Source organism: Rhodococcus indonesiensis (assembly GCF_047782815.1).
Classification (GTDB): domain Bacteria; phylum Actinomycetota; class Actinomycetes; order Mycobacteriales; family Mycobacteriaceae; genus Rhodococcus; species Rhodococcus indonesiensis.
This window is the reverse complement of sequence record NZ_CP180630.1, coordinates 531,873-556,272: the sequence shown is the minus strand read 5'-3', so window position 1 is coordinate 556,272 and position 24,400 is coordinate 531,873. Positions and strand designations below refer to the sequence as shown.

Here is a 24,400-nt window from a genome sequence, read left to right as displayed (position 1 = left end):
GAAACGATCCCAGCTTCTAGGAAAGTGAACACCTTCTTTCCGGAACGAATCAAATCGGACATCCGCCGACCGGCCGGACGGGCGATACGATTCGTCGCCGGGTGCGCTGGGAATCCTGGTCGGCGGCAGCACCATCGCCCCGCGGATTCGATCGGAAGGCCTTCGTGACTCAGCCGCTGCGCTCGGAACTCACTCGGTACCTGCGCACCGAGACCGTCGGTGGCGCGATCCTCCTGGTCGCCGCCGCCGTCGCCGTCCTGTGGGTCAACTCCCCGCTCGGACCCGTCTACGAGCGGCTGCGCGACTTCACCGTCGGACCGGAAGCGCTGCACCTGCATCTCACCGTCGGCACCTGGGCACAGGACGGTCTGCTCGCCGTGTTCTTCTTCGTCGCCGGACTCGAACTCAAACGCGAACTCGTGATCGGTGAACTGGCGGACCGCAAGAAGGCCCTGCTGCCGGTCATCGCGGCCTGCGGCGGCGTACTGCTGCCGGCACTCATCGCCGCCGCCGTCGGATGGGGCACCCCGGGCATGGACCGCGGCTGGGCGATTCCCGTCGCCACCGACATCGCCTTCGCCCTCGGAGTCCTCGCCCTCACCGGTTCCCGCATCCCCACCGGCGCGCGTGTCTTCCTGCTCAGCCTCGCCGTCGTCGACGATCTCATCGGCATCGCACTGATCGCCGTCCTGTTCACCACGTCCATCGCGGCGCTGTGGCTGCTCGGGACCGTCGCGTGCGCCGCCGCCTATCGGTACGCCCAGCACCGGCGGATCACGACCCCGTGGCTGTACGTCCCGCTCGCGCTGCTCACCTGGTACGGCATGCACGAGGCCGGCATCCACGCCACCATCGCGGGCGTCGTGCTGGGTCTGCTCACCCGCGTCCGCGCCGACCCCGGCGAGCGGCGGGCACCGGCCGAGCGGCTCGCCCACGACATCCAGCCCTGGTCCGCCGGCCTGTGCGTGCCCCTGTTCGCGCTGTTCGCCTCCGGCGTTCCCATCGACGGCGAGGTCCTCGCCGATGTGTTCACCAGCCCGGTGGGCCTGTCCGTTCTGCTGGGCCTGCTGATCGGCAAGACGGTCGGCATCTTCGGCGCGTCCTGGCTCGCGATCCGGGTGGGCGTGGCCACCAGGCCCGCCGGGCTGGCATGGGCGGACCTGCTGGCCCTCGCCGTACTCGGCGGCATCGGGTTCACCGTGAGCCTGCTCATCGCCGACCTCTCGCTCGCCGGTATCGACGGCGGGGCACCCGCGGAGATCGCGAAGGCGTCGGTCCTCGTCACGTCACTGATCGCCTCGCTGCTGGGATCGACGCTACTGTTACGGCGTGGGCGAGCCCACCGCAGTCATTACGAATCAACTGGAGGGGTCGACAAGTGAGCGTGACGAACGGGAACCGGAAGCAGGGTGACGGGGTACCGACGAGCATCTCGTCCATTCCGCTGACCGAGGTGCGCGCCCGCACTCCTCAGGAAGCGAGCATCGGGGACCTGGTCCGCGACGCCACAGCACAGGTCTCGACGCTGTTCCGCGCCGAGGTCGAACTCGCCAAGGCCGAGGTCACCGGCGAGGTGAAGAAGGGCCTGCAGGGCAGTCTGTTCTTCATCCTGGCCTTCGCGGTCCTGGTGTTCAGTTCGTTCTTCTTCTTCTTCTTCCTCGCCGAACTGATCGACATCTGGACGCCCCGCTGGCTGGCGTTCCTGATCGTCTTCCTCATCATGGTCGTGGTCACGGCGATCTTCGCCTTGATCGGGTACCTCCGGGTGCGCAAACTGCGCGCCCCGGAGAAGACCATCGACTCGCTCAGGCAGGCCCGTACCGTCCTGCCGCAGCAGCACGACGCGGAGCCGGCAGCGGGCCCCCGGCACGCGCGCTGACCCTCCACATGCAGGGCACCGTGTCCCTCCCCGACCCGTCCACGGTCCGGTTCCCCGGACCGTGGACGCACCGCGACATCCATGCCAACGGCATCCGCCTGCACGCCGTCGAAGCCGGCCCGTCCGGCCCCGACGCACCGCTGGCGCTGTTCCTGCACGGGTTCGCCGACCTGTGGTGGTCGTGGCGTCACCAGCTCACCGCCTTCGCGGACGCCGGCTACCGCGCCGTCGCCGTCGACCTGCGCGGCTACGGCGACTCCGACAAGCCCCCGCGTGGCTACGACGGCTGGACCCTGTCGGGCGACGTCGCAGGACTCATCCGCGCCCTGGGCTGCTCGGAAGCGACGCTGGTCGGGCACGCCGACGGCGGGCTGGTGTGCTGGGCGACGGCCGTGCTGCACCCGCGGCTCGTCCGGGCCATCGCCCTCGTGGACTCGCCGCACCCGATCTCACTGCGGGACGCGACGCTGCACGACCGTGCGCAGCGCGCGGCGCTGCTGCCCACGTTCCTCGCCTATCAGGTGCCGTGGCGGCCCGAACGCAAGCTCGTGCGCGACGACGGCTGGGAGATCGAACGACTGCTGCGGGCCCGCGCGGGCACCCGGTGGCAGCAGTCGGACGAATTCCGGGAGGTCGCCGAGCGGATGCGCTCGGCCATCCGGATTCCCGGCACCGCGCACTGCACGCTCGAATACCAGCGCTGGGCCTTCCGCAGCCAGTGGCGGCCGGACGGACGACGGTTCATGGCGGCGATGGACAAGACGCTGACGCTGCCGGTACTGCAACTGCACGGCGCGCTGGACCCGTACGTCGTACCGGCGACCGTGCGCCGATGCGTGCGCCACGCTCCGGGCCGGAAACTGCTCATGATCGACGACGCCGGGCACTACGCCCATCAGGAACGTGCCGACGACGTCACCGCCGCGCTGCTCGACTTCGCCGCCGGGCTGTAGGCGCCCCGGCACTCAGGCGATGCAGGTCCCCGTCGCCACCGCCGCGAACGAATCGTCGGCCAGGTCCAACTGGCTGCCGACCTCGGCCGCGGTCAGCACGAATCCGGTATCGCTGTTGTCCACGGCCGCCCCGAACACGACGCCCAGGACCCGGCCCTGCTCGTCGACGAGCGGACCGCCGGAGTTGCCCTGGCGGATGGACCCGCGGACGGTGTACACCTCCCGTTCGACGGTGCCCGAGCGGTAGATGTCCGGTCCCTGCAGGTCGAGCGTCTCTCGGATGCGCGCCGCACTCGCCGTGTAGGGGCCCCCGCCGGGGTAGCCCAGGACGAGGGCGTCCTGCCCCGAGGCGGCCGGGTCCGGGGCGAATTCGAGCGGTGCCACGTCGAGTCCCGGCACCGAGAGGATCGCGACGTCGACCGCGGGATCGAAGAGCACGACCTCGGCGTCGAGCGCCCCGCCCAGCGTCTGCACCGACACCGCCGACGTGCCGGCGACGACATGGGCGTTGGTCATGACGCGTTCGGGCGCGACGACGAACCCGGAGCCCTCGAGCGCGCGCTGGCAGGTCGGCGCGATGCCGTTGATGCGCAGCACACTCGGATGCAGGTCGAGCGCGACAGGACTGGCGAGCACACTCGGGTCCGGCGGCTCCACCTCGGCGACCGGAGTACGCCCGAACGGACCGATGACGTCCGGCAGCCCCGAGGTGTCGAGCAGTGCCGAGAACTCCTTCGGGACACCGCGCAACCAGTCCGGGGCCAGCACGTCCACCGTGCTGAGCACCCGCGACCCGCGAACGGCCGCGGAGATCTCCGGCTGGGACGAGGCGGTGAGCGGAATGGCGAGCAGCCATGCTGCCACCAGCACCGCCACGGCCTGCAGGCCGGCCCCGACCACGCTGTCGACGCCCCGCGCAACGGGGCTGTGCATGTTGCTCCGGGCCGCTCGGCCGAGCACCATGCCCGCGACCTCGCCGATGATGACGAGGACGACGATGAGCGCGATCCCCGCGAGGATCCGCATCCGTCCCTCCTCGACGTGCACGAGCACGTGCGGGGCGATGAGGATGCCGGCAACCGCGCCGAGCACCACGCCGAGGAACGCCAGTGCGGACGCCACCGCGCCCTGCCGCAGGCCGGACGACGCGGCCACGAGCACGACCAGCAGGATGAGCAGGTCGATCCATCCGGACGGCGTCACGGTTCGACCACCCCTGTCTCGAGCTCGGCGAGCGTGACGTCGAAGTCACGGATGTCGGTGTGGTCCCACTCGATCTCCCAGCCCGACACCGCGAACAGACCCGCCAGGATCCCCGCGGTGAATCCCCACACGAGCATGTCGTCCACCAGGAACGCCGGCCCCTGATAGCCGCGCTCGTGCCGGATCTGGAAGCGGTTGTCCGGGTCGAGCAGGTCGTGCAGGGACACCCGGACCACCCGGGCAGCCTCGCGAGGGTCGACCACCCCGATGGGTGTGGGCTTCTCCCAGAAGGCCACCACCGGGGTGACGTCGAATCCGGACGGCGGGATGAAGATCTCGGGCAGCACCGTCAGCGGACGGACCCCCGCGGGGTCGAGGCCCGTCTCCTCCTGTGCTTCGCGCAGCGCCGTGGCGATCGGGCCGTCGTCCTCCGGGTCGGCGGCACCACCCGGGAACGCGACCTGCCCGCTGTGCTGACGCATCGTCGGCGCCCGCTGGGTGAGCAGGACGTCCGCGTCGGCGGGCAGCCCACCCCGGGCGAGAGGATCGGGTTCGGACGAGCCGCCGAACAGCACGAGCACGGCCGCGGGACGAACCGGAATCCCGCTCGGGGCCCGGCGGGCGAGCACCGGATTGACCCGGTGCGGATCGCTCGGCAGGACGGTGGACACGTGGCGCAGCCAGTACGGCGTCATACCTTCACTCCCAGGTGATCCTCCACGGCGGCGGCGACCTCGTCGGCGCTGCGGAACGGCTGGGGCAGCACCTTGGCGACCGAACCGTCGGGCCGCAGCAGCACCGTCACCGGCAGCACCGGCGGCGACTGCACCGCGGCCTGTGCCCGCGCGGACCCGTCCTGCACCCCCGGCAGCTGCACGGCGTACTCGGCGAGCCGGGACAGGGCGTTGGCCTCGTTGGGATCGGTGTGGACGGTGACCACCGCAACGGCGTCCCCGGCACGCTGCGCGTACTCCTGCAGGTAGGGCAGTTCTTCCGCGCACGGCCCGCACCACCACGCCCACAGGTTCACCAGGGCGGGCCGTCCCGCGAGCGCACCCGCCAGATCGACGCTGCTGCCGTCGCCGAGACACTCGAACCGCAGCCCCGCGAGCGGTCCGGCTCCGTTTCCGGCCGGAGCCGGGCAGGCCTCGAGCGCCGCCGCGGCACGCAACGGCGCGAGGGCCTCGGGGGTGTCCTGGGCACGGCGGTCCACCGGCGCCGCGGTCGGCCGGGCACCGTCGACGGCCGATGCCGGATCGTCGGTATCGCGGGGCCAGATCGCGACGATCAGCGCCACCACGACGACGAGGGCCACCAGGCTCCAACGGCCTGCGCGGGTCAGTTGCACCGGGTCACCGTCCGGCCAGCTCGAGCAGGTGCTCGGTCTCCGGTCCCTTCACCAGCGCGGCGGCGGTCACGGGGTCGGTCGGTCCGATGCCGTAGGACGGGCAGTCCTTGGCCAGTACACAGATGCCGCAGGCGGGTTTGCGGGCGTGGCACACGCGCCGGCCGTGGAAGATCACCCGATGCGAGAGCAGGGTCCATTCCTTGCGTTCGACGAGCGCACCGACGGCGTGTTCGATCTTGACCGGGTCGGTTTCCCCGGTCCACTTCCAGCGGTGCACGAGACGCTGGAAGTGGGTGTCGACGGTGATGCCGGGGATGCCGAACGCATTCCCGAGGACGACGTTGGCGGTCTTGCGCCCGAACCCGGGAAGTGTGACGAGATCCTCGAGCCGGCGTGGTACCTCGCCGTCGAAACGCTCGAGCAGGGCCTGGCCGAGACCGATCAGGGAGTTGGCCTTGTTGCGGTAGAAGCCGGTGGACCGGATGTACTCCTCGAGCTCGGCGCGGTCGGCCTCGGCGTAGGCGCGGGCATCCGGGTAGCGAGCGAACAAAGCCGGGGTCACCTGATTGACCCGCACGTCGGTGCACTGCGCGGACAGGATGGTGGCGACCGCCAGCTCGAGTGGCGTGGTGAAGTCGAGTTCGCAGTACACGTGGGGAAACGCCTCGGCGAGCCGCCGGTTCATGCGGCGCGCCCGGCGCACCAGGGCGAGCCGACTCTCGGGTGGGCGCTCGCCTCCGGACGCGCGCCGTCGGCGCACGTCGGGACTCTCGGACGGGGTCGCATGCACCTGCTCCACTGTACGTACCCGGCCCGTCGCGGATTCGGCGCTGTGTCGCTTCTGAGACCTTTCTTGTGTTTACTTCCCGGTATGCAAGCTCTTGCTGTCGTGCTCTTCCCCGTGCTGCTCATGCTGTTCGCATTGGCGATGGAGCGGGTCGAGTCCCGGCTGAGCCGTCTGTCCGTTCGCCAGCAGGAGGTCGAGGAGTTCCTCGACAAGGCGAGCCACGACGACGTCGCCACCCTGGCCAGGGAGGGATTCCCCCATGCTCTCGCCCGGTTCCACCGCCGCCGGCGGCGGGTCCTCGTCATGGAGTTCGACGATGCGGAGTCCGACATAGGAGAGCGTCGCGCGAGCTGATTTCGGGACGCTTCGATAGAATGCGTGGGCGCTGCTGCGGGAACGGCACGACGGTTGTCGTGGTGTCAATCACTCGTGCCGAGGGCGCGCACAGTAGACTTCGATTCCGTACGCGTTGCAGGCGGCCTGTCCGGGCGCCCGTGGACGTCGTGCAGACCCGGCAGCATGACGATGAGAATTACCCCCAAAGGAGCGCACGTGGACGACGTCCTGGCCAGAGCAGGCATCTTCCAAGGAGTCGAACCCTCGGCGGTTGCGGCGCTGGTCAAAGAGCTTCAGCCGGTCGATTTCCCCCGCGGACATGTCATCTTCAACGAGGGTGAGCCGGGCGACCGCCTGTACATCATCGTCTCCGGCAAGGTGAAGCTCGGCCGCCGTTCCCCGGATGGCCGCGAGAACCTGCTGACCATCATGGGTCCGTCCGACATGTTCGGCGAGCTGTCGATCTTCGACCCGGGCCCGCGCACCTCCACCGCGACCACCGTGACCGAGGTCCGCGCTGTGAGCATGGACCGCGACGCCCTCAAGGCCTGGATCGACCAGCGTCCGGAGATCGCCGAGCAGCTGCTGCGCGTGCTCGCGCGCCGCCTGCGCCGCACCAACAACAACCTGGCCGACCTGATCTTCACCGACGTGCCCGGTCGCGTCGCGAAGGCGCTGTTGCAGCTCGCGCAGCGGTTCGGCACCCAGGAGGCGGGTGCGCTGCGTGTCACGCACGATCTGACGCAGGAGGAGATCGCACAGCTCGTCGGCGCCTCCCGCGAAACCGTGAACAAGGCGCTGGCCGACTTCGCCCACCGCGGCTGGCTGCGGCTCGAGGGCAAGAGCGTGCTCATCTCCGACTCGGAGCGCCTCGCCCGCCGCGCGCGGTAGCCACCCCTTCCGAAGAACGACCGAGGCCGGTGCATCGACGATGCACCGGCCTCGGGTCTTCCGATGTCAGGCGAAGCTGCGCAGGTACTCGAGCTGGACGTTGACCGACTTCTCCGCGACCGGCCACAGCGACGGGTCCACATCGGCGTACACGTGCTCGACGACGGATCGCGGCGTGGCGTCGTCCCCGAGCACCCGCAACGCGGCCCGCACCTGATCGAGCCGTTCCTCCCGATGGGCGAGGTAGCCGCGGGCGATGGTCTCCAGGTCGGGCAGGTCCGGTCCGTGACCGGGCAGCACCGTGTAGCCGCCACCCAGGTCGATCAGCCGGCGCAGCGACCCGAGGTAGTCGCCGAGGTCGCCGTCGGAGTCGTCGAGAACGGTGGTGCCCCGGCCGAGGATGGTGTCGGCGGTGAGCACGCTGCGGTCGTCCTCGAGGACGAAGGACAGCGAGTCCGCGGTGTGGCCCGGCGTCGCGAGCACCCGGATCCGCAGCCCGGCCGCCTCGATCACCTCGCCGTCGGCCAGGCCCGCTCCACCGCCGTGCCGGTGCCGCGCGTCCACGGCCCGTACCTCGGTGCCGGTGAGTTCCGCGAACCGTCCGGCGCCGTCGGTGTGGTCGCCGTGCCGATGGCTGACCAATGTCAGCGCCACGGGAACGCGGGCGACGCGGGCGAGGTGTGCCTCGTCGAGCGGGCCCGGATCGACCACGACGCATTCGTCGCTGCCGGGAGCCCGCAGGATCCAGGTGTTGGTGCCGTCGAGGGTCATCATCGACGGGTTCTCCGCCAGCACCACCGCGGCGTTGGCGGTGACCTGACGCAGCTGTGCGTACGCGGGGTGAACCAGCGTCACGATCCGGCCTCCTCCATGTGGGGTGCGTCCCACTCTAGATCCGGTCCAGCCCGCACCCGTCAGCGCACCTCGGCGATGATCTCGACCTCGACGGGCGCGCCGAGCGGCAGCTCGGCCACGCCGACGGCGGACCGGGCGTGCACGCCTGCCTCCCCGAACACCTCGCCGAGGAGTTCGGACGCGCCGTTGATCACACCCGGCTGACCGGTGAAACCCTCCGCCGACGCGACGAAGCCCACGACCTTGACGATGCGGACCAGGTTGTCGATGCCGACGAGGTCGTCCACCGCGGCCAGCGCGTTGAGCGCGGCGATGCGCGCCGCGGCCTTCGCATCCTCGGCCGTGACCTCGGCGCCGACCTTGCCCACCAGGCCCAGTGCGCCGTCGACGAACGGCAGCTGGCCGGAGGTGTAGACGTGGTCACCGGTGCGGACGGCGGGAACGTAGGCGGCGACGGGCGCCGCGACCGGCGGCAGGCTCAGGCCCAGCTCGGCGAGTCGTGCCGTCCAGTTCCGTCCGGCGGAATCCTCTGTTGCCACGCCGATCAGCCCTTCGGGCGCTTGAGATACGCGACGTGCTGCTCACCGGTGGGTCCCGGAAGCACCGATACGAGTTCCCAGCCGTCGGCTCCCCACGTGTCCAGGATCTGCTTCGTGGCATGGGTCAGCAGGGGCACCGTCGCGTACTCCCACGTTGTCAATTCGCTCATGTCTCGACCCTATATGCGCACGGGACTTATAGGCTCGACGTCGTGGCATCAACGACTGCTGAACACGACGTCTGGCCGGCGAAGGCTGCGCAGGCGCGGCTGCACTTCGTCTCGGGCAAGGGCGGCACCGGTAAGTCGACCGTCGCGGGGGCCCTGGCCCTTGCGCTGGCGGCCGGGGGCCGCAAGGTGCTCCTGGTGGAGGTGGAGGGACGGCAGGGCATCGCCCAGCTGTTCGACGTGCCGCCGCTGCCGCCGGCCGAGACCAAGATCGCCACGACGGACAGCGGTGGCGCGGTGTACGCCCTGGCTCTCGACATCGAGACGGCCTTCCTCGAGTACCTGGACATGTTCTACAACCTCGGGTTCGCGGGTCGGGCGATGCGCCGGATCGGTGCCATCGAATTCGCGACCACGCTGGCGCCGGGTCTTCGGGACGTGATCCTCACCGGCAAGATCAAGGAGACCGTGGTGCGCACCGACCGCACCGGTGAACCCGTGTACGACGTGGTCGTGGTGGACTCTCCGCCGACGGGACGCATCGGCAGCTTCCTAGACGTGACCAAGGCGATGGCCGACCTCGCCAAGTCGGGTCCGATCCGGTCCCAGAGCGAAGGGGTCGTGCGGCTGCTGCACTCCGACGAGACCATGGTCCACCTGGTCACGCTGCTCGAGGCGCTGCCGGTGCAGGAAACCTCCGACGCGGTGAGCGAGCTCCTCGAGGCGGACCTGCGGCTGGGCACCGTGATCGTCAACCGGACCGCCCCCGACTTCCTGCCCGAGGAGATGGTGGACGAGGCTGCGGCCGGCCGGATCGACGCGGCCGCGGTACGTGAGGGCCTCGACCGCGCGGGGGTCGCGCTCGGCGAAGAGGACTTCGCGGGTCTGCTGACCGAAACGATCGAGCATGCATCCACTCTGCAGGCGCAGCAGGTCAGCGCCGCCCAACTCGACGAGGTGAACGTGGCACGAATGCATCTGCCCGCGCTGGCGGACGGCGTGGATCTCGGCGGGCTGTACGAGCTCGCGGAGCAGCTCGGCGAACAGGGTGTGCGGTGACCGCGCCGCGGGCGCACCATGCGCCGCCGCTCGACGTCCGGTCCATCCTGGCCGATCCCTCGTCGCGCATCATCGTGTGCACCGGCGCGGGCGGGGTCGGGAAGACCACGACCGCTGCGGCGCTGGCGTTGCGTGCCGCAGAGCAGGGCCGCAACGTCGTGGTGCTGACGATCGATCCGGCCCGGCGGCTGGCCCAGGCACTGGGTGTGCAGGCCCTCGACAACAGTCCGCAGCTCGTGCAGCTGGGGCCGGGCGCGAAGGGCGAACTGCACGCGATGATGCTGAACATGCGCCGCACCTTCGACGACATGGTGCTCGAGCACTCGACGCCGGAGAAGGCACAGCAGATCCTCGACAACCCGTTCTATCAGACCGTGGCCTCGTCGTTCTCCGGCACTCAGGAGTACATGGCGATGGAGAAGCTCGGGCAGCTCGCGGCGAGCGACACCTGGGATCTGATCGTGGTCGACACCCCGCCCTCGCGCAATGCGCTGGACTTCCTCGATGCACCGCAGCGGCTCGGTGCGTTCCTGGACGGCCGGATGATCCGCATGTTCACCGCGCCGGGGCGAGGGCTGGGACGGCTGGTGACGGGCGCCATGGGACTGGCCCTGAAAGCGGTCTCGACGATTGTCGGTAGCCAGATGCTCTCGGACGCATCGGCTTTCGTGCAGTCCCTGGACTCGATGTTCGGTGGCTTCCGGGAGCGGGCTAATCGCACCTACCAGTTGCTGCAGCAGCCGGGCACCCACTTCATGGTGGTCGCGGCGGCCGAGCCGGACGCGCTGCGGGAAGCATCGTTCTTCGTCGAGCGGCTGTCCGAGGACCGCATGCCGCTCGCGGGGCTTGTCCTCAACCGCACGCACCCGACCCTGTGCTCGCTACCGGCCGACCACGCCCTGACCGCGGCGGATCTGCTCGAGGAGCAGGGCCGCAAGGAGAACGCGCCGGCCGAGGCCGTGCTGCGGGTCCACGCGCACCGAGCGGTGACGGCGAAGCGGGAGCTGCGGCTGCTGGCCCGATTCACGAGTGCGCATCCGCGGGTGCCGGTCGTCGGTGTACCGTCGCTGCCCTTCGAGGTCTCGGATCTCGAGGCACTGCGCGCCGTCGCCGATCAGATGACCCGCGAGGCATGACCTCGCGGGTTCGCCGATCGGTCAGACGGCGCTCTGGTGCTGACGCTGAGCCTCGAAGAAGTCGGCCCAGGAGTCGACTTCGGGATGCTGCTTGAGCAGCGCCCGGCGCTGACGTTCGGTCATCCCGCCCCAGACGCCGAATTCGACGCGGTTGTCGAGGGCGTCGGCGCCGCACTGGAGCATCACCGGGCAGTGCCGGCAGATGACTGCGGCCTTGCGCTGGGCGGCGCCACGGACGAACAACTGATCGGGGTCCACTTCACGGCATCGGGCTTTCGACACCCATGCGATGCGTGCTTCTGCTTGGTCTACGTCGAGCCGGGCCATCGGGGTGGTCATGTGCATTCAGTTGCCCCTTACTCTCCGAACGCCGTGTCACGGGGTCCTGGAAGGCACGCAGCATCGGCGGCCTAGCACGACCGTTCTGCGCCACATTCCTATTCAGGTGTTATCTGCATCACACTGAGGACTCAATCTAGGTAAAGAGTTCCCCGTGCGCAAGGTGGAGAAACACTTTTCTGGTACGCCCGTGCATCACTGCACGTCGGAGGGTTTTCGCCAGCGCAACGCGGACACGGGAACATGTGCGGCGGGGTCCGCGCTCCGCCTCGGCACGTACTGTGTAGGCGTGTCGATCGGAAAAACGGTGGCGAAGCTCGCAGGATGCACGGCACTGGGCGGAGTCCTGCTGGCCGGTGTGATGTTCCCGGCGGCCGGAGGGTTCGGGTACGTCTCGAACCGCGCCGCGGACACGGTGGACAACAGTTCCGCCGAACTCGTCGAGGGGGTGGTGCCCGCGGTCACCACCATGACCGACGCCGCGGGCACGCCCATCGCCTGGCTCTACGACCAGCGCCGGTTCGAGGTGCCGAGCGACCAGATCTCCAACGAGATGAAACTCGCCATCGTCTCCATCGAGGACAAGCGCTTCGCCGAACACCAGGGCGTCGACTGGCAGGGCACGATCCGTGCCTTCCTCACCAACACGACCAGCGGGCAGGTCGAGCAGGGCGCGTCCACGATCGATCAGCAGTACGTGAAGAACTACCTGCTGCACGTGGTCGCCAAGACCGACGCCGAGCGCCGCGCCGCGATCGAGACGACACCCGCGCGCAAGATCCGGGAGATCCGGATGGCGCTGACGCTCGACGACGAGCTGACCAAGGACGAGATCCTCACCCGCTACCTGAACCTCGTGCCGTTCGGGAACGGATCCTTCGGTGTGCAGGACGCGGCCCAGACATACTTCGGCATCGACGCGAAGGACCTGAACGTCACCCAGTCCGCGATGCTCGCCGGCATGGTGCAGTCCAGCTCCGCGCTGAACCCGTACACCAATCCGGACGGCGTGCTGGCGCGGCGCAACGTCGTGCTCGACACGATGATCCAGAACATTCCCGAGCGCGCCACCGAGATCCGCGCCGCGAAGGAGCAGCCGCTCGGCGTCCTGCCCGAGCCCAAGACCCTGCCGCGCGGGTGCATCGCCGCGGGCGACCGGGGGTTCTTCTGCGAGTACGCGCTGCAGTACCTGGCCGAGGCCGGGTTGTCCCGCGAGCAGATCGACAGGGGCGGGTACCTCATCCGCACCACGCTCGATCCCGAAATCCAGAACTCGGTGAAGTCGTCGCTGGACGAGTTCACGAGCCCGACCGTCGATGACGTCGCGACGGTGATGAACGTGATCCGGCCCGGGGAGGATTCGCATCGTGTCCTTGCGATGGGGTCGAGCCGCGTATACGGCCTCGACGGCGAAGCCAACCAGACAGTGCAGCCGCAGCCGTACTCCCTGACCGGTCACGGCGCCGGCTCGGTGTTCAAGATCTTCACGGTGGCCGCGGCGATGGAGAAGGGCCTCGGCACGAGCGCCGTGCTGGACGTGCCGGGCCGCTACAACGCCCGCGGTCTCGGTGACGGCGGCGCCCCCGGGTGCCCGCCGGCCACCTACTGCGTCGAGAACGCCGCGCCGTACCCGTCGAAGCTCTCGGTCACGGACGCACTGGCGCAGTCCCCCAACACCGCCTTCGTCAAGCTGATCGAGGCCACCGGTGTGGACTCCGTCGTCGACATGTCGGTGCGGCTCGGCCTGCGCTCCTACGCCCAGCCCAACTCCTCCGGTTTCGGCGAGCAGAGCATGTCCGAGATGCAGAAGGCGCAGCACCTCGGTTCGTTCACCCTGGGACCCACCTGGGTCAACCCGCTGGAGCTGTCCAACGTCGCCGCGACGCTCGCCTCCCACGGCAAGTGGTGCCCGCCCACGCCGATCGACGCCGTGTTCGACCGCGAGGGCAAACCCGTACCGATCACCCAGCAGGCATGCGAGCAGGTCGTCGAACCGGGCCTGGCCGACACGCTCGCCAACGCCCTGAGCAAGGACACCTCGGGCGGCGGTACGGCATCCGGCGCGGCCGGGTCGGTGGGCTGGAACCTGCCGGTGTCGGCCAAGACGGGAACCACCGAGTCGCACATGTCCTCGGCCTTCCTCGGCTTCACCAACAATCTCGCCGGAGCCGTCTACACGTACGGCGACTCGCCTACGCCGGGGCAGATCTGCTCCGGCCCGGTGCGCCCCTGCTACGACGGCAACCTGTTCGGCGGCACCGAGCCCGCACGCACGTGGTTCGATGCGCTGCTGCCGGTCGCCAACAAGTTCGGCCCCACCCAGCTGCCACCCGTGGACCAGAAGTACGTGCGGGGCGCCGGCAATGCGCAGGTTCCCAATGTCGTGGGCCTGAACCGGCAGCAGGCCAGCCAGCGCCTGATCGACGCCGGGTTCCAGGTGACGGAGACGACCGTCAAGGCGGAAGGCCGCAGCGGCACCGTCGCCTCGGTCTCGCCGTCCGGTTCCGCCGTCCCGGGCTCGACGGTGACGATCTTCGTCAGCGACGGTTCGGTGCGCGCCGCGCCGCCGAGCCCGAGTGCGACACCGGCCCGGCCGAGCGAGAGCCGGGTGCCGGACACGACGGTTCCGGCCGCGCCGGCACCCATCCCGGGACGATGACCGCCGCCGCCCGGTCGCGCGACGACCGGGCGGCGCCGTCGTCTACAAGCGCGACTTGACGGCGGCGGACAGGCGCTTGCCGTCGGTCTTCCCGGCGGCGATCGCGGTCGCCGCCTTCATGACCTGACCCATCTGCCGCGGCCCCGGCCGCTCCCCGATCTCCTCGGCGACCTGGGCGATGGCGGTGTCCACCACGTCGGCCAGTTCGGCGTCGGTGAGCGGGGTCGGCAGGTACTCGTCGATGATGCGGGCCTCGGCGTGCTCCTTGGCGGCCAGTTCTCCGCGGCCGTTCTCGGTGTACACCTCGGCAGCCTCGCCGCGCTTCTTCGCTTCGCGCGCGAGCACCTTCACGACTTCCTCGTCGGTGAGATCGCGTGCCTGCTTGCCGGCGACTTCTTCGGTCTGCACGGCGGCGAGCAGCATGCGCAGCGTGTTGGTGCGCAGCGAATCCTTGTCCTTCATCGCGGACGTGAGGTCGGCGCGGAGCGTGGCTTTGAGCGAGGACGTGGTCTCGGACATGCCTCGACGCTACGCGGTGCCCTGCGAACCCGTGCGCGGACGAGCCCCGGCGGTACGCTGGAAACGTGCCAGACGTTCCCATTCTCCGACGTGCCGCGATCGGCGCGGCCGGTGCCGCTGTTCTCGGCCTCGGCTATGCGACGCTCGTCGAACGCAACGCCTTCGCTCTGCGGGAGGTGACGCTGCCGGTGCTCGCGCCGGATGCCTCGACGCTGCGCGTGCTGCATCTGAGCGACATCCACATGACGCCCGGGCAGCGGCTCAAGCAGAACTGGCTTCGCGAACTCGATCGCCTCGAACCCGACCTGGTGATCAACACCGGCGACAACCTCGCGCACCCGAAGGCGGTCCCCGCCGTCGTGCAGGCGCTCGGCGGCCTGCTCGCGCGGCCGGGGTTGTTCGTCTTCGGCAGCAACGACTACTTCGGGCCGCGGGTGAAGAACCCGCTGAAGTACTTCGACCGCGACCACGAGCGCGTGCACGGCGCGCCGCTGCCCTGGAGCGATCTGCGCGCCGCGTTCAGCGAGCGCGGCTGGCTCGACGTCACGCACGTGCGACGCGAGCTCGAGATCGCCGGGGTGCGCATCAGCGCGGCCGGTGTCGACGACCCGCACATCGACCGGGACCGGTACGACACCGTCGCCGGTCCCGCGAATCCGGCGGCGGATCTGCGGCTGGGGCTGACCCACTCGCCCGAACCACGGGTGCTGGACCGGTTCGCGGACGACGGGTACGACCTGGTGATGGCGGGGCATACCCACGGTGGTCAGCTGTGCCTGCCGCTGGTCGGCGCGCTGGTGACCAACTGCGGGCTGGACCGGTCGCGGGTCAAGGGACCGTCGCGCTGGGGGTCGCACATGCGGTTGCACGTCTCGGCGGGCATCGGCACGTCACCGACGGCACCCGCCCGGTTCTGGTGCCGCCCCGAGGCGACGCTGCTGACGCTGGTTCCGGCGCCGCGGGAGCAGGCTCGAAGCACTGCGGACGCAGGTACCCGGAGCACCTTCTCGCCGCACTGACCAGGCGATTTAACCGTCACCCCCATCGTGCTGTAAGCTGACCGAGGTTCGAAACGGGGTGTGGCGCAGCTTGGTAGCGCGCTTCGTTCGGGACGAAGAGGTCGTGGGTTCGAATCCCGCCACCCCGACTCGTGAAGAACATCGAAGGACCCTCTCCACTCACGGAGAGGGTCCTTTCGTTTTGGGGGGGTGCCGAGACCGGACTCCCGGGTGAGGGTAGCCTCCCCTCATGCATCAGCTCGGACATCTCTGCCGCCGCACCGCTGCGGCCCTGCTCGTCACCTTCACCGTCGCCGCATGCGGCGGGGCGGCCGAATCCACCCGCGACACCGGCGCCGGCAATGCCGACGTGGCAACCGGGGGCCGGCTCTTCGCCACAGCGGACGAGGAGACGGCGGAACTCGGCAGCGACGCGGCACCCGGACAGTTCCCTCGGGTCGTCACCCACGCCGCCGGTGAGACGACGCTCGCAGCCGAGCCGCAGCGGGTAGTCGTGCTCGACGGCGGCGAGCTCGACGACGTCCTCTCCCTCGGCCTCACGCCCGTCGGCATCGCCAGTCCCGAGGGCGCCGCGGAGCAGCCGTCGTATCTGGCGGACCGGCTCACCGACGTGGCCGACGTGGGCACGATCAACAACCTCGATCTCGAGGCCATCGGCGCGCTGCGACCGGATCTGATTCTCGGCAGCAAGCTGCGCGCGGACAAGATGTACTCCCAGCTGTCTGCCATCGCCCCGACCGTCTTCTCGATCCGCCCCGGCTTCCCGTGGAAGGAGAACTTCCTGCTCGTCGCGGACGCACTCGGCAGGGAGGAGAAGGCGGAGTCCGTTCTGAACGACTACCAGACCCGCGCCGACGAGGTGCGGGAGTCGATCCAGGGCGATCCGAGCATCTCGCTGGTGCGGTTCATGTCCGGCAGGATCCGCTTGTACGGGAACCTCTCGTTCATCGGGGTCATCCTGCAGGACGTCGGGTTGCGGCGGCCGCCGGTCCAGGACCTCGACGAGCTCGCCGCCGAGGTCAGCCCGGAAACAATCACGGAGGCAGACGGCGACTGGATCTTCTATTCGAGCTACGGCCGGGAAACCGACGAGGCGGCCGTGGTCGGCGGCCCCCTGTGGTCGAGCCTTCCAGCCGTGCGGCAGGGACGCGCGGTCGCGGTGAGCGACGAGACGTGGTTCCTCGCCCTCGGCCCGACCGGCGCGATGCTCGTTCTCGACGACCTCGAACGGTTGCTCGCACGGCAGTGACCGGCGTCAGATCCGCACCTCGTCGCGCCATCGGGTCAGCAGAGCGGCGTCACCGGACACGTCGAAGTGTCCGAGGGACGCCCGGTTCCACAGCAGGAGCAGCAGATCCGACGCCCGTCCGCGCACTGTGACGTCTCCTGCAGCACGGGGGTGCCCCAGGGTCGGCCCGTCGGCCGTGAAGATGATCGTCCACTCGCCCTCCACCGCGGGGTCGGTCGCGTGCAGGTGCATCGTCCTCCCCGATCGCGGCAGCGAGCCGGCACCGTCCGCCCCACCGAGGGCGCGGAACGGGAGCAGCACCCCGAAGAGTTCGTCGATGCCTTCGACGGCCAGCGCGGTCTCGACGGGCGTGGTGCCCACACCTGCGGCGAGCTCGGCGTCGATCCGGTGCAGCGCGGTCTCGACGGCCATGCGACGAACCCAGAACGACGCCGGCTGCGGCCCGGCGAAGGTCTGTTCCTCCCCGTTCGGGTCGGCCGCCTGTACGGCCTCGGTCAGCTCGTCGAGTCCGTCCCGCACCCACGGGAGGACGGCGGCCCCGGCCGGAGCCGGCGGGATCTCGGTGCGACGGCCGGCCCGCAGCCAGGCTGCCGCGTTCCGGTGCACGCGGCCGACGTGCCCGGCGAGCCGTTCGACGGACCACCGCGGGCACGTCGGGACCGGCCGGTCGAGCCGGCCTCCACCGACGGCGAGCAGCCGCTCGGTGTCCGCGCGCAGCAGCTTCAGGTAGGACGCTCGATCCACGCCTCGATTATGCGGCGAGGGCACCTGGTTTCCCGCCGGAGCGCCCCTCTCAGCGCGCCGTCTCGCGCACGCGCAGTGTCACCACGTCGACCGGCTCCCCGACGTCCGAGAGCCCGTCGGACTTGCGGGCGGTGACGGCGCCGAACTCGACGATCTCCCCGCCGTGGGTGCCGGCGAACGCGTACAGACCGTACGTGCCGTTCGCCGCACCGTCGCTCACCGTGAACGCGATCCGCTCCTCGAGGGTTTCCCCCGCCGCCAGGTCGACGTCGATCGGGTCCAGGACCGGCTCGCCTTCCTCGCCGTTCGGGCGGACCGCGCCGGCCCACACCTGCCCTGTGTAGGGCGCATCGTCGGGTGCTTCGACCAGCAGGGTGGCCTCGATCACCCCACCGGATGCGGGCAGCTTCGTGGACGTGCCCGCGGTCAGGGAGACGCGCACGGGCAGATCCGTTCGGGGAACGGCAGGACGGGTCGACGACGGGGAGCCGTCGCCGATCTCGGGCCAGCCGTTGGCCCACACGATGCGGTCGATCATGCCTTCCCGCCGTTGAGCGCCGCTGGGCAACTGGAGATCGTCGCGGGGGATCGCGTGGTAGACGATCCAGTCGTCGCCGGCGTCGTCCGTGACCACCGTGTTGTGCCCGGGCCCTGCCCACGGGTCGCTGCCGGCCAGGATGAGCGCGCCGCCGCCCCCGTCGAGATCGTCGCCCTTGCGGTCGACGTACGGGCCGGTCAACGACTCGGACCGGCCGACGAGCACCCGGTACGCGGTGTCGGCGCCGTTGCAGCAGTGGCCGGAGGAGAGGAACAGGTAGTAGTAACCGTCGCGATACTCGACGTGCGGTCCCTCGAAGCGTTCGTCCGCGACCCGGATCGGTTCGCCGGCAGGCGCGGTTCCCTCCGCATTCAGCGGGATGGCATAGACGCCTTTGAAATTGCCGACGAACATCGTCTTGGTCGTGCCGTCGTCCCAGACGAACGGATCGATCGTGCCCTGGACTCCGACGTCCTCGGCGCAGAACACGGGACGACCCAGGTCGGTCCAGGGGCCGGCCGGTCCGGGGGCGGTGGCGAGACCGATGCACGGATTCGCGCCGTCCGGGAGCGCGTAGTAGAGGCTGTAGCCGGAGTCCGACTCGATCACGTGGGGGGCCCAGACGTAGTTGTCCGCCGGGTGCCAGCCGGGAATCTCGGAGAAGACGTCGTCGACGAACTTCCAGTCGGTGAGGTCGAAGGACGTGAAGACGGACATCCCTCGCAGTCCTTGCCCGTCGCCCCAGTCGTCGCCCGTGGTGTACATGTAGTACGCCCCGTCGGAGGCGCGCACGATGCTGGGGTCGGCCGCCACCGGTTCGACGATCGGGTTCGCCGCAGCCGACGGCGCCGGGGCGATCAGGCAGGCGAGCAGCGCTGCAGCGGCGGCGGATCCCCGACGGACGTGGCGTCGCGCCGCGTGTGTGCCTCCTGCGTTCTTCCCCGTCTCGAACTTCCGCACGTCGCTCCCACCGTCGTACTCACATGGAACGGGGCAAATGTATACGGATGTGACTGATGTGAGAGTTGTGAACGGCGGAAGCCGCCGTATCGAAACCGAACCGTGCCCTCTGATCGGTCCCGCACCTCACCCCGGCGGCAGCAACCGATCGAGGAATCCGTTGGTGAACACCCGGTGCGGGTCGTGCCGGTCGAACGACGCGCGCGCCGCGTCCCAGCCCTCGTCGGCGGACAGCCCCGTGCGGTACATCGCCGGAACGACCTCACCGAGGAACCTCGGATCCCGGTACCCACCCTCCGCGTCGAATGCCCATCCCTTCGACCACTCCGACCGGAAGGTCGCGTAGTCACCAGAATAGTGGTCGGCCATCCACTGCTCCATCTCCTGGAAGAAGGCGGACTGTCCCGCGGTGCCGGGAACGGAGACGACGTTCATCCAGATGGCCGTGTCCCAGTCGGGCCGGTCGGGACGGGGCCGCACGGCCGACAGGTTCGGCGCGCCCGCCGACTCGACGAGCACCTCCGACTGATCGTCGACGGTGCACAGCCGCACCTCGAACGGCATGTTGACCGGGTACTGCCCGAGTGAGGCGTAGTGGGTCATCCGTTCGTGCAGCCAGGTGGTGAACTCGTGGATGACGCGGGCGATGTTCGCGCGCCGCGTGAGGACCACCCCACCGCCGGCGACGACGCGCAGTGTGGTGGCCCGCAGATAGAACAGCAGGTCCTTCGACCAGCCCCACAGGTCGGCGGTGCCGGTGGCGGCGAGACCGGCGGCGACGGCACCGAACTGGGCGGCGCCGAATGCCGGGGTGGCGGCCTGCATCCCGCTCGCCACCTGACCGAGAGGCGTGGTGACCTCCTCGGGGATGCTGTCGGAGAAGAAGTAGTTGTACGGGCCGTGCACCTCGCGCGCGGTCGGCGGCTTCTCGGGGCACACCGACCAGATCTTCAACCACGGCGTCCGGGTGAAGGGGAACCAGATCGCCTCGACGCGGCCGGACTCCTCGACGAACCGCTCGAAGGTGCGTCCCGGAGCGCCGGGCGGGGCGAACAGTTCCTGCCACGGCACGTCGGTGAAACTCTGGCAGCGCAGCCGGTAGTTGGCCCCGGCCTGCAGGGTCACCGAGGTGACGAAGCTGCGGCCCAGGTGGGCGAGCAGGGGCGTGATCCCGGGTTCGGACCGACGGAACTCCCGTAGTTCGTAGGCCCCGGCGGCGGCGTTCCACACGACGGCGGTGAGTGCGACGACGAGGTTCGACAGGGAGCCGAACGACTGGCCGGGGATCGCCCGCTCCCCCGCGGCCGGGTAGGTGGCGCCGTGCGCGCCGATCGACAGCGCTCCGGCGATGGTGATGTCGCCGATGGCGGGCGCATTGGCCCAGCCGAGGCCGTGCCGCTCCAGCGCGGTGAGGATCGACTCGATGCTCGCACCCGCGCCGGCGGTGACGGTGGCGGGCGTTCCCGCGGGGTCGACGGTGACGGAGTTCAGGTGTGCCATCGTGTCGATCAGCACGATCTTCTCGACGCTCTCGCCGGGCACGACGGTCAGCGGGCTCCAGCTGTGCATGGTGCCGCGCGGGCGGACGCGGTAGCCGTGGGAGCGGGCCCAGTCGGCGATGCGCACGACGTCGTGCGCATCGCGCGCGGTGGCGGTCCACACCGCGTCGAAGTGGATCGTCCGGGCCCAGTTCTCGAAGCGCTGCTGGGCCAGCGGGATATCCGCGGGGAACGCGGGGGGCGCCGGAATGGTGGCGCGCGGATCACCGACCGGGACGGCGCCGGCGGGTTTCCAGGCGAGACCGGTCAATCCCACGGCGCCGGCGGCGCCGAGGAAGCCTCGTCGACTGAGGGGCGTGGTGGAGACGGGGGTGCCGTCCGTCCGGGCGTCGCGGGCTTTCACCGGGCAGGGCTCCGATCTGGCGAGAGGCAGAAACAGAGCAAAAATAGAACACGTTCTCTTTCGATGCCAGTGGTTCCGGAATCCGCGTCAGCTGCCCGCGCGCGACACCCCGACGGCTTCGCGCAGGAGTTCGGGCGCGCCGTCGATCGACCACACCGCCATCGCGACCGCGGCGATCGTCAGCGCCGGGCCGAGGATCGCCAGCTCGAACGCGCCGCCGGCGCGGATGGCGAGGAACCCGGGCATCCTGATCTCCCACCAGCGCTCACCCCGCCAGGGCACGAACGGCGCGAGGAACGGGATGCCCTCCTTGGTGACGGCGTCGCCGAGGCAGTGCGTCGCGCACCCGAGCGCCACCGCCACCCCGAGGCCCACCGAACCCACCTCGCCGGGGAACCAGTTCCACATGAGCACCGACAGCACCGCCGAGGTCGCGGTCACCACGAGCCACCCGTTGCGCTTGGCCCAGCCGTCCGCGAGCCCGCGCAGCGCCAGGCCGAGCGTGACGAACAGGACGGCGACGACCGCGACCCGGTCGAACCGGGCGACGAGCATGGACACCCCCGCCCCCAGCAGGGCCGCGAACAGGGCCGTGTGTGTCAGCGTGCGATGGCCACCCCGGCGGCTGCGGTCACGGCGGCCTTTGGTGAGCGTGTAGTAGCCGAGCGAGAGGTTGTCGATGCCGCGCGCCGCCACCTGACTGACCGGTCCGAAGGACCGCGCCACCGTCGACTGGGGGGTGTCGAGATCCGGCAGCAGGGCGGAGCCGGCACAGACCGCGGCGAACGCGAAGGTCTCCGCCGTGGAGGCGGGCCCGCCCCACTCCGGGGGCAGCACGTCGGCGACGAGGAGGCCGACCAGCGCCCCGGACACCGCGTGGGTAGGACCCATGACCATCGCTGCAGGCACCTTTCGATCGGAGAACGGACCGGTGCCAACGTAGCAATCACATCCGACACTTCAGTAACACAGGTGTTCGATCGCCCGGAGTACTCGCCGGAGCGCACGAAGGGCCACCCGCGGGAACGGGTGGCCCTGACGGATGTGCCGGCTCAGGCGAGCTGGGCCTGCCACATCCAGTGCGTCTGCTCGAGACCGGCGGTCTGGGCGATGAGCAGGTCCTGCGTGACCGGGTCCGCCTCGTCCGTCGCCGCGATGCGCTCACGCAGGCGGCCGATGACGGCCGACAGATTGTCGGTGATGGACGCGACGACCTGCTCGTCCTTGGTCCAGCCCGCGCCGAATCCCTTGGTGCCCGAGTCCTGGGCGACGGTCGTGGCCCGTCCGTCCGGACTGACGCCGATCGCCGTGAGTCGCTCCGCCACCTCGTCGGTGTAGGTCCGGGCGGCTGTGACGATCTCGTCAAGGGCGAGGTGCAGGCTGCGGAACTGCGGGCCGACGACGTTCCAGTGCGCCTGCTTGGCGATCAGGCTCAGGTCGATCATGTCGACCAGGGTGCCCTGGAGGGCGTCCCCCGCGATCTTCTGCTGCTCCGGATTCAGCGTGCTGGTGATCGGTCCGGTCATGATCCGAGCTCCTATCCGTGTCGATGTGCCTCCCGGCGGCGACGGATGTCGCGCCGGCCGTGCTTCGGACATACTCCCCTGGTTCAACGCCCGAGGCGGTGACCCGGTTCCCTGTGGCCGCAGGCAACGAAGTGGACACGGGATTCCCTGTTTCCGGAGTGTCCGTGGCGGCCGTGCCCCCGTGGGCGGATGATGGAGGAAGAATCCACACCGAGGGAGGACAGAGAGATGCAGACGGTCGTCGTGTGGATACTGGCCACCCTCCTCTACTGGTGGGGCCTGCTCTGACGCGCGGTCAGGCCCGGCCCGACCGAACGCCCTCCTCGACCTTCTTTCCGAGGTCCGTGTCGACGTTCGACCAGTATTCGAAGATCCGGTCGTACAACGCCTCCGAGGTTCCGCCGAGGATGTGTCCGACGATGTTGCCCACAAGCCGCTCCCGGGCGGCGTCGTCGAGCACCTCGCGCACGAGCGTGCCGGCCTGACCGAAGTCGTCGTCCTCGGCATGCCGGACGTAGCCGGCCCGTACCGCCTCGGTGCCGAACTCCCACCGGCCTTCGTCGCCGGCCACCCGCGGGTCGGCGTGCGGGCCGCCGAAGCTGTTCGGCGCATACACCGGGGTGCCCGGGTCGTTGAACAAGTACCGCATCGCGCCGTCCTGCGAGTACGAGTTCACCTCGTTCTTCGGCGCGTTGACCGGCAGCTGCGCGTGGTTCGCGCCGATGCGGTAGCGGTGCGCGTCGGCGTAGGAGAACACCCGGCCGAGCAGCATCTTGTCCGGCGACAGGCCGATGCCCGGCACGATGTTCGACGGCGCGAACGCGGCTTGCTCGATCTCGGCGAAGAAGTTGCGCGGGTTGCGATTCAACGTCCAGGTGCCGACCTCGATCAGCGGGTAGTCGCGCTGGGACCACACCTTGGTCAGGTCGAACGGGTTGAAGCGATACCCCTCCGCTTCGGCCACGGGCATGATCTGCACCTTCAGCGTCCAGCTGGGGAACTCGCCCCGCTCGATCGCGTCGTGGAGGTCGGCGCGATGGTAGTCCGGGTCGGTACCGGCGAGCCGGTCGGCTTCGGCCTGGGTGAGGAATTCGATGCCCTGGTTCGTCTTGAAGTGGTACTTGACCCAGAACCGCTCACCTCCGGCGTTGACCCACTGGTAGGTGTGGGAGCCGAAACCGTCCATGTGGCGCCAGGTTCGGGGGATGCCCCGGTCGCCCATCAGCCATGTCACCTGGTGCGCGCTCTCGGGACGCAGCGTCCAGAAGTCCCACTGCATGGTGTGGTCGCGCAGTCCCGAGCCGGGCAGCCGCTTCTGGGAGTGGATGAAGTCGGGGAACTTGATGGGGTCCTTGACGAAGAACACCGGGGTGTTGTTGCCGACGAGGTCGTAGTTGCCGTCCTCGGTGTAGAACTTCACCGCGAACCCGCGCGGGTCACGCCACGTGTCGGGGCTACCCTGCTCCCCGGCCACCGTCGAGAACCGCACGAGGGATTCGGTTCTCGCGCCGGGCTGGAACAGCTTCGCCGCGGTGTACGCGCTGACGTCGTTCGTGACGACGAGTTCGCCGAACGCGCCGCCGCCCTTGGCGTGCACGACACGTTCCGGGACCCGCTCCCGGTTGAACTGGGCGAGCTTCTCGATCAGGTAATGGTCGTGCAGCAGGATGGGGCCCTGCGTTCCGGCGGTGAGCGATTCGTTGTCGCTCGCGACGGGGATGCCGACGGCGGTCGTGGTGGGGCGGGGATTCGTCATGGTGGTCCTCCTGAGGAAGGGTGCACGTCACGACAC

The 24,400-nt window shown here is 69.8% G+C and carries 25 protein-coding genes and 1 tRNA gene; 11 read left to right on the top strand and 15 right to left on the bottom strand.

All coding sequences use genetic code 11. The features are described from left to right. The first annotated feature begins 164 nt into the window (after window positions 1–164). From nhaA to ACM26Y_RS02660, 3 genes are read left to right on the top strand one after another with little or no spacing between them, the layout of a single operon-like run. Complete coding sequence (gene nhaA, locus ACM26Y_RS02670; protein WP_289377550.1) at window positions 165–1,382, top strand: Na+/H+ antiporter NhaA; 1,218 nt, start codon at window positions 165–167, stop codon at window positions 1,380–1,382. Beyond that, a complete protein-coding gene (locus ACM26Y_RS02665) occupies window positions 1,379–1,879 on the top strand; it encodes a phage holin family protein (RefSeq protein WP_003935267.1) in 501 nt (166 codons plus the stop codon). Before nhaA ends, ACM26Y_RS02665 begins: the two co-directional genes overlap by 4 nt. Before the next feature lie 8 nt (window positions 1,880–1,887). Next, on the top strand, window positions 1,888–2,832 hold the full coding sequence (locus ACM26Y_RS02660; protein WP_289377552.1) for an alpha/beta fold hydrolase: 945 nt from the start codon (window positions 1,888–1,890) through the stop codon (window positions 2,830–2,832). A 12-nt stretch (window positions 2,833–2,844) separates the two neighbouring features. Here ACM26Y_RS02660 and ACM26Y_RS02655 read toward each other — a convergent pair whose 3' ends face one another. From ACM26Y_RS02655 to nth, 4 genes are read right to left on the bottom strand one after another with little or no spacing between them, the layout of a single operon-like run. After that, window positions 2,845–4,035 (bottom strand): MarP family serine protease, encoded by a 1,191-nt coding sequence (locus ACM26Y_RS02655; protein WP_003935269.1) that lies wholly within the window; start codon window positions 4,033–4,035, stop codon window positions 2,845–2,847. Continuing rightward, a complete protein-coding gene (locus ACM26Y_RS02650; protein ID WP_003935270.1) occupies window positions 4,032–4,730 on the bottom strand; it encodes an NUDIX hydrolase in 699 nt (232 codons plus the stop codon). The genes ACM26Y_RS02655 and ACM26Y_RS02650 overlap by 4 nt, the downstream gene beginning before the upstream one ends. After that, window positions 4,727–5,350 (bottom strand): TlpA family protein disulfide reductase, encoded by a 624-nt coding sequence (locus tag ACM26Y_RS02645; RefSeq protein WP_416063604.1) that lies wholly within the window; start codon window positions 5,348–5,350, stop codon window positions 4,727–4,729. Before ACM26Y_RS02645 ends, ACM26Y_RS02650 begins: the two co-directional genes overlap by 4 nt. 37 nt (window positions 5,351–5,387) lie before the next feature. Further along, window positions 5,388–6,182 (bottom strand): endonuclease III, encoded by a 795-nt coding sequence (gene nth / locus ACM26Y_RS02640; protein ID WP_003935272.1) that lies wholly within the window; start codon window positions 6,180–6,182, stop codon window positions 5,388–5,390. 72 nt (window positions 6,183–6,254) lie between these two features. Between nth and ACM26Y_RS02635 the strand changes: the two genes are divergently transcribed. Both ACM26Y_RS02635 and ACM26Y_RS02630 read left to right on the top strand, forming a co-directional pair. Further along, a complete protein-coding gene (locus tag ACM26Y_RS02635; RefSeq protein WP_026137871.1) occupies window positions 6,255–6,524 on the top strand; it encodes a hypothetical protein in 270 nt (89 codons plus the stop codon). Between the two features lie 198 nt (window positions 6,525–6,722). Further along, the gene (locus ACM26Y_RS02630; protein WP_003935274.1) at window positions 6,723–7,397 is read left to right on the top strand and encodes a Crp/Fnr family transcriptional regulator; all 675 of its coding nucleotides are present in this window, start codon (window positions 6,723–6,725) and stop codon (window positions 7,395–7,397) included. 66 nt (window positions 7,398–7,463) lie between these two features. On the opposite strand, the gene ACM26Y_RS02625 is transcribed toward ACM26Y_RS02630, so the two are convergent. From ACM26Y_RS02625 to ACM26Y_RS02615, 3 genes are read right to left on the bottom strand one after another with little or no spacing between them, the layout of a single operon-like run. Further along, window positions 7,464–8,252, bottom strand: a complete 789-nt coding sequence (locus tag ACM26Y_RS02625; protein WP_003935275.1) for an MBL fold metallo-hydrolase — start codon at window positions 8,250–8,252, stop codon at window positions 7,464–7,466. Window positions 8,253–8,311: 59 nt separating this feature from the next. Continuing rightward, window positions 8,312–8,791 (bottom strand): RidA family protein, encoded by a 480-nt coding sequence (locus ACM26Y_RS02620; protein ID WP_003935276.1) that lies wholly within the window; start codon window positions 8,789–8,791, stop codon window positions 8,312–8,314. 5 nt (window positions 8,792–8,796) lie between these two features. Next, on the bottom strand, window positions 8,797–8,961 hold the full coding sequence (locus tag ACM26Y_RS02615; protein ID WP_006945567.1) for a DUF4177 domain-containing protein: 165 nt from the start codon (window positions 8,959–8,961) through the stop codon (window positions 8,797–8,799). Between the two features lie 42 nt (window positions 8,962–9,003). On the opposite strand from ACM26Y_RS02615, the gene ACM26Y_RS02610 reads away from it, so the two are divergent. After that, window positions 9,004–10,017 (top strand): ArsA-related P-loop ATPase, encoded by a 1,014-nt coding sequence (locus tag ACM26Y_RS02610; protein ID WP_003935278.1) that lies wholly within the window; start codon window positions 9,004–9,006, stop codon window positions 10,015–10,017. Further along, on the top strand, window positions 10,014–11,153 hold the full coding sequence (locus tag ACM26Y_RS02605; protein ID WP_054373133.1) for an ArsA family ATPase: 1,140 nt from the start codon (window positions 10,014–10,016) through the stop codon (window positions 11,151–11,153). The genes ACM26Y_RS02610 and ACM26Y_RS02605 overlap by 4 nt, the downstream gene beginning before the upstream one ends. Window positions 11,154–11,174: 21 nt before the next feature. Here ACM26Y_RS02605 and ACM26Y_RS02600 read toward each other — a convergent pair whose 3' ends face one another. Then, a complete protein-coding gene (locus ACM26Y_RS02600; protein ID WP_040781514.1) occupies window positions 11,175–11,498 on the bottom strand; it encodes a WhiB family transcriptional regulator in 324 nt (107 codons plus the stop codon). Between the two features lie 301 nt (window positions 11,499–11,799). Here ACM26Y_RS02600 and ACM26Y_RS02595 point away from each other — a divergent pair, with 301 nt between their 5' ends. Further along, window positions 11,800–14,151 (top strand): penicillin-binding protein, encoded by a 2,352-nt coding sequence (locus ACM26Y_RS02595; protein WP_416063603.1) that lies wholly within the window; start codon window positions 11,800–11,802, stop codon window positions 14,149–14,151. A gap of 42 nt (window positions 14,152–14,193) precedes the next feature. Here ACM26Y_RS02595 and ACM26Y_RS02590 read toward each other — a convergent pair whose 3' ends face one another. Continuing rightward, entirely contained in the window at window positions 14,194–14,670 is a 477-nt protein-coding gene (locus ACM26Y_RS02590) for a GatB/YqeY domain-containing protein (protein WP_054373134.1), read from the bottom strand. 65 nt (window positions 14,671–14,735) lie between these two features. On the opposite strand from ACM26Y_RS02590, the gene ACM26Y_RS02585 reads away from it, so the two are divergent. The 3 genes from ACM26Y_RS02585 (at window position 14,736) to ACM26Y_RS02575 (ending at window position 16,938) form a co-directional block, all read left to right on the top strand. Then, window positions 14,736–15,689, top strand: a complete 954-nt coding sequence (locus ACM26Y_RS02585) for a metallophosphoesterase (protein ID WP_054373135.1) — start codon at window positions 14,736–14,738, stop codon at window positions 15,687–15,689. Between the two features lie 54 nt (window positions 15,690–15,743). Further along, a tRNA-Pro gene (locus ACM26Y_RS02580) sits at window positions 15,744–15,817 on the top strand. A gap of 101 nt (window positions 15,818–15,918) precedes the next feature. Next, a complete protein-coding gene (locus ACM26Y_RS02575; protein WP_289377557.1) occupies window positions 15,919–16,938 on the top strand; it encodes an ABC transporter substrate-binding protein in 1,020 nt (339 codons plus the stop codon). Window positions 16,939–16,944: 6 nt separating this feature from the next. Here ACM26Y_RS02575 and ACM26Y_RS02570 read toward each other — a convergent pair whose 3' ends face one another. From ACM26Y_RS02570 to ACM26Y_RS02545, 6 genes are all read right to left on the bottom strand, one after another. Beyond that, window positions 16,945–17,682, bottom strand: a complete 738-nt coding sequence (locus tag ACM26Y_RS02570; protein WP_416062572.1) for a maleylpyruvate isomerase family mycothiol-dependent enzyme — start codon at window positions 17,680–17,682, stop codon at window positions 16,945–16,947. Window positions 17,683–17,731: 49 nt separating this feature from the next. Continuing rightward, complete coding sequence (locus tag ACM26Y_RS02565; RefSeq protein ID WP_416062571.1) at window positions 17,732–19,180, bottom strand: family 43 glycosylhydrolase; 1,449 nt, start codon at window positions 19,178–19,180, stop codon at window positions 17,732–17,734. A 126-nt stretch (window positions 19,181–19,306) separates the two neighbouring features. Next, a complete protein-coding gene (locus tag ACM26Y_RS02560) occupies window positions 19,307–21,082 on the bottom strand; it encodes a cholesterol oxidase substrate-binding domain-containing protein (RefSeq protein ID WP_416062570.1) in 1,776 nt (591 codons plus the stop codon). Window positions 21,083–21,169: 87 nt separating this feature from the next. After that, window positions 21,170–21,979, bottom strand: a complete 810-nt coding sequence (locus ACM26Y_RS02555) for a metal-dependent hydrolase (protein WP_003935288.1) — start codon at window positions 21,977–21,979, stop codon at window positions 21,170–21,172. Window positions 21,980–22,134: 155 nt separating this feature from the next. Continuing rightward, on the bottom strand, window positions 22,135–22,608 hold the full coding sequence (locus tag ACM26Y_RS02550; protein WP_003935289.1) for a Dps family protein: 474 nt from the start codon (window positions 22,606–22,608) through the stop codon (window positions 22,135–22,137). A 295-nt stretch (window positions 22,609–22,903) separates the two neighbouring features. Then, window positions 22,904–24,364 carry a catalase gene (locus tag ACM26Y_RS02545; RefSeq protein WP_416062569.1) on the bottom strand — a complete coding sequence of 487 codons (1,461 nt, stop codon included), beginning with the start codon at window positions 24,362–24,364 and terminating at the stop codon, window positions 22,904–22,906. Between the last annotated feature and the right edge of the window lie 36 nt (window positions 24,365–24,400).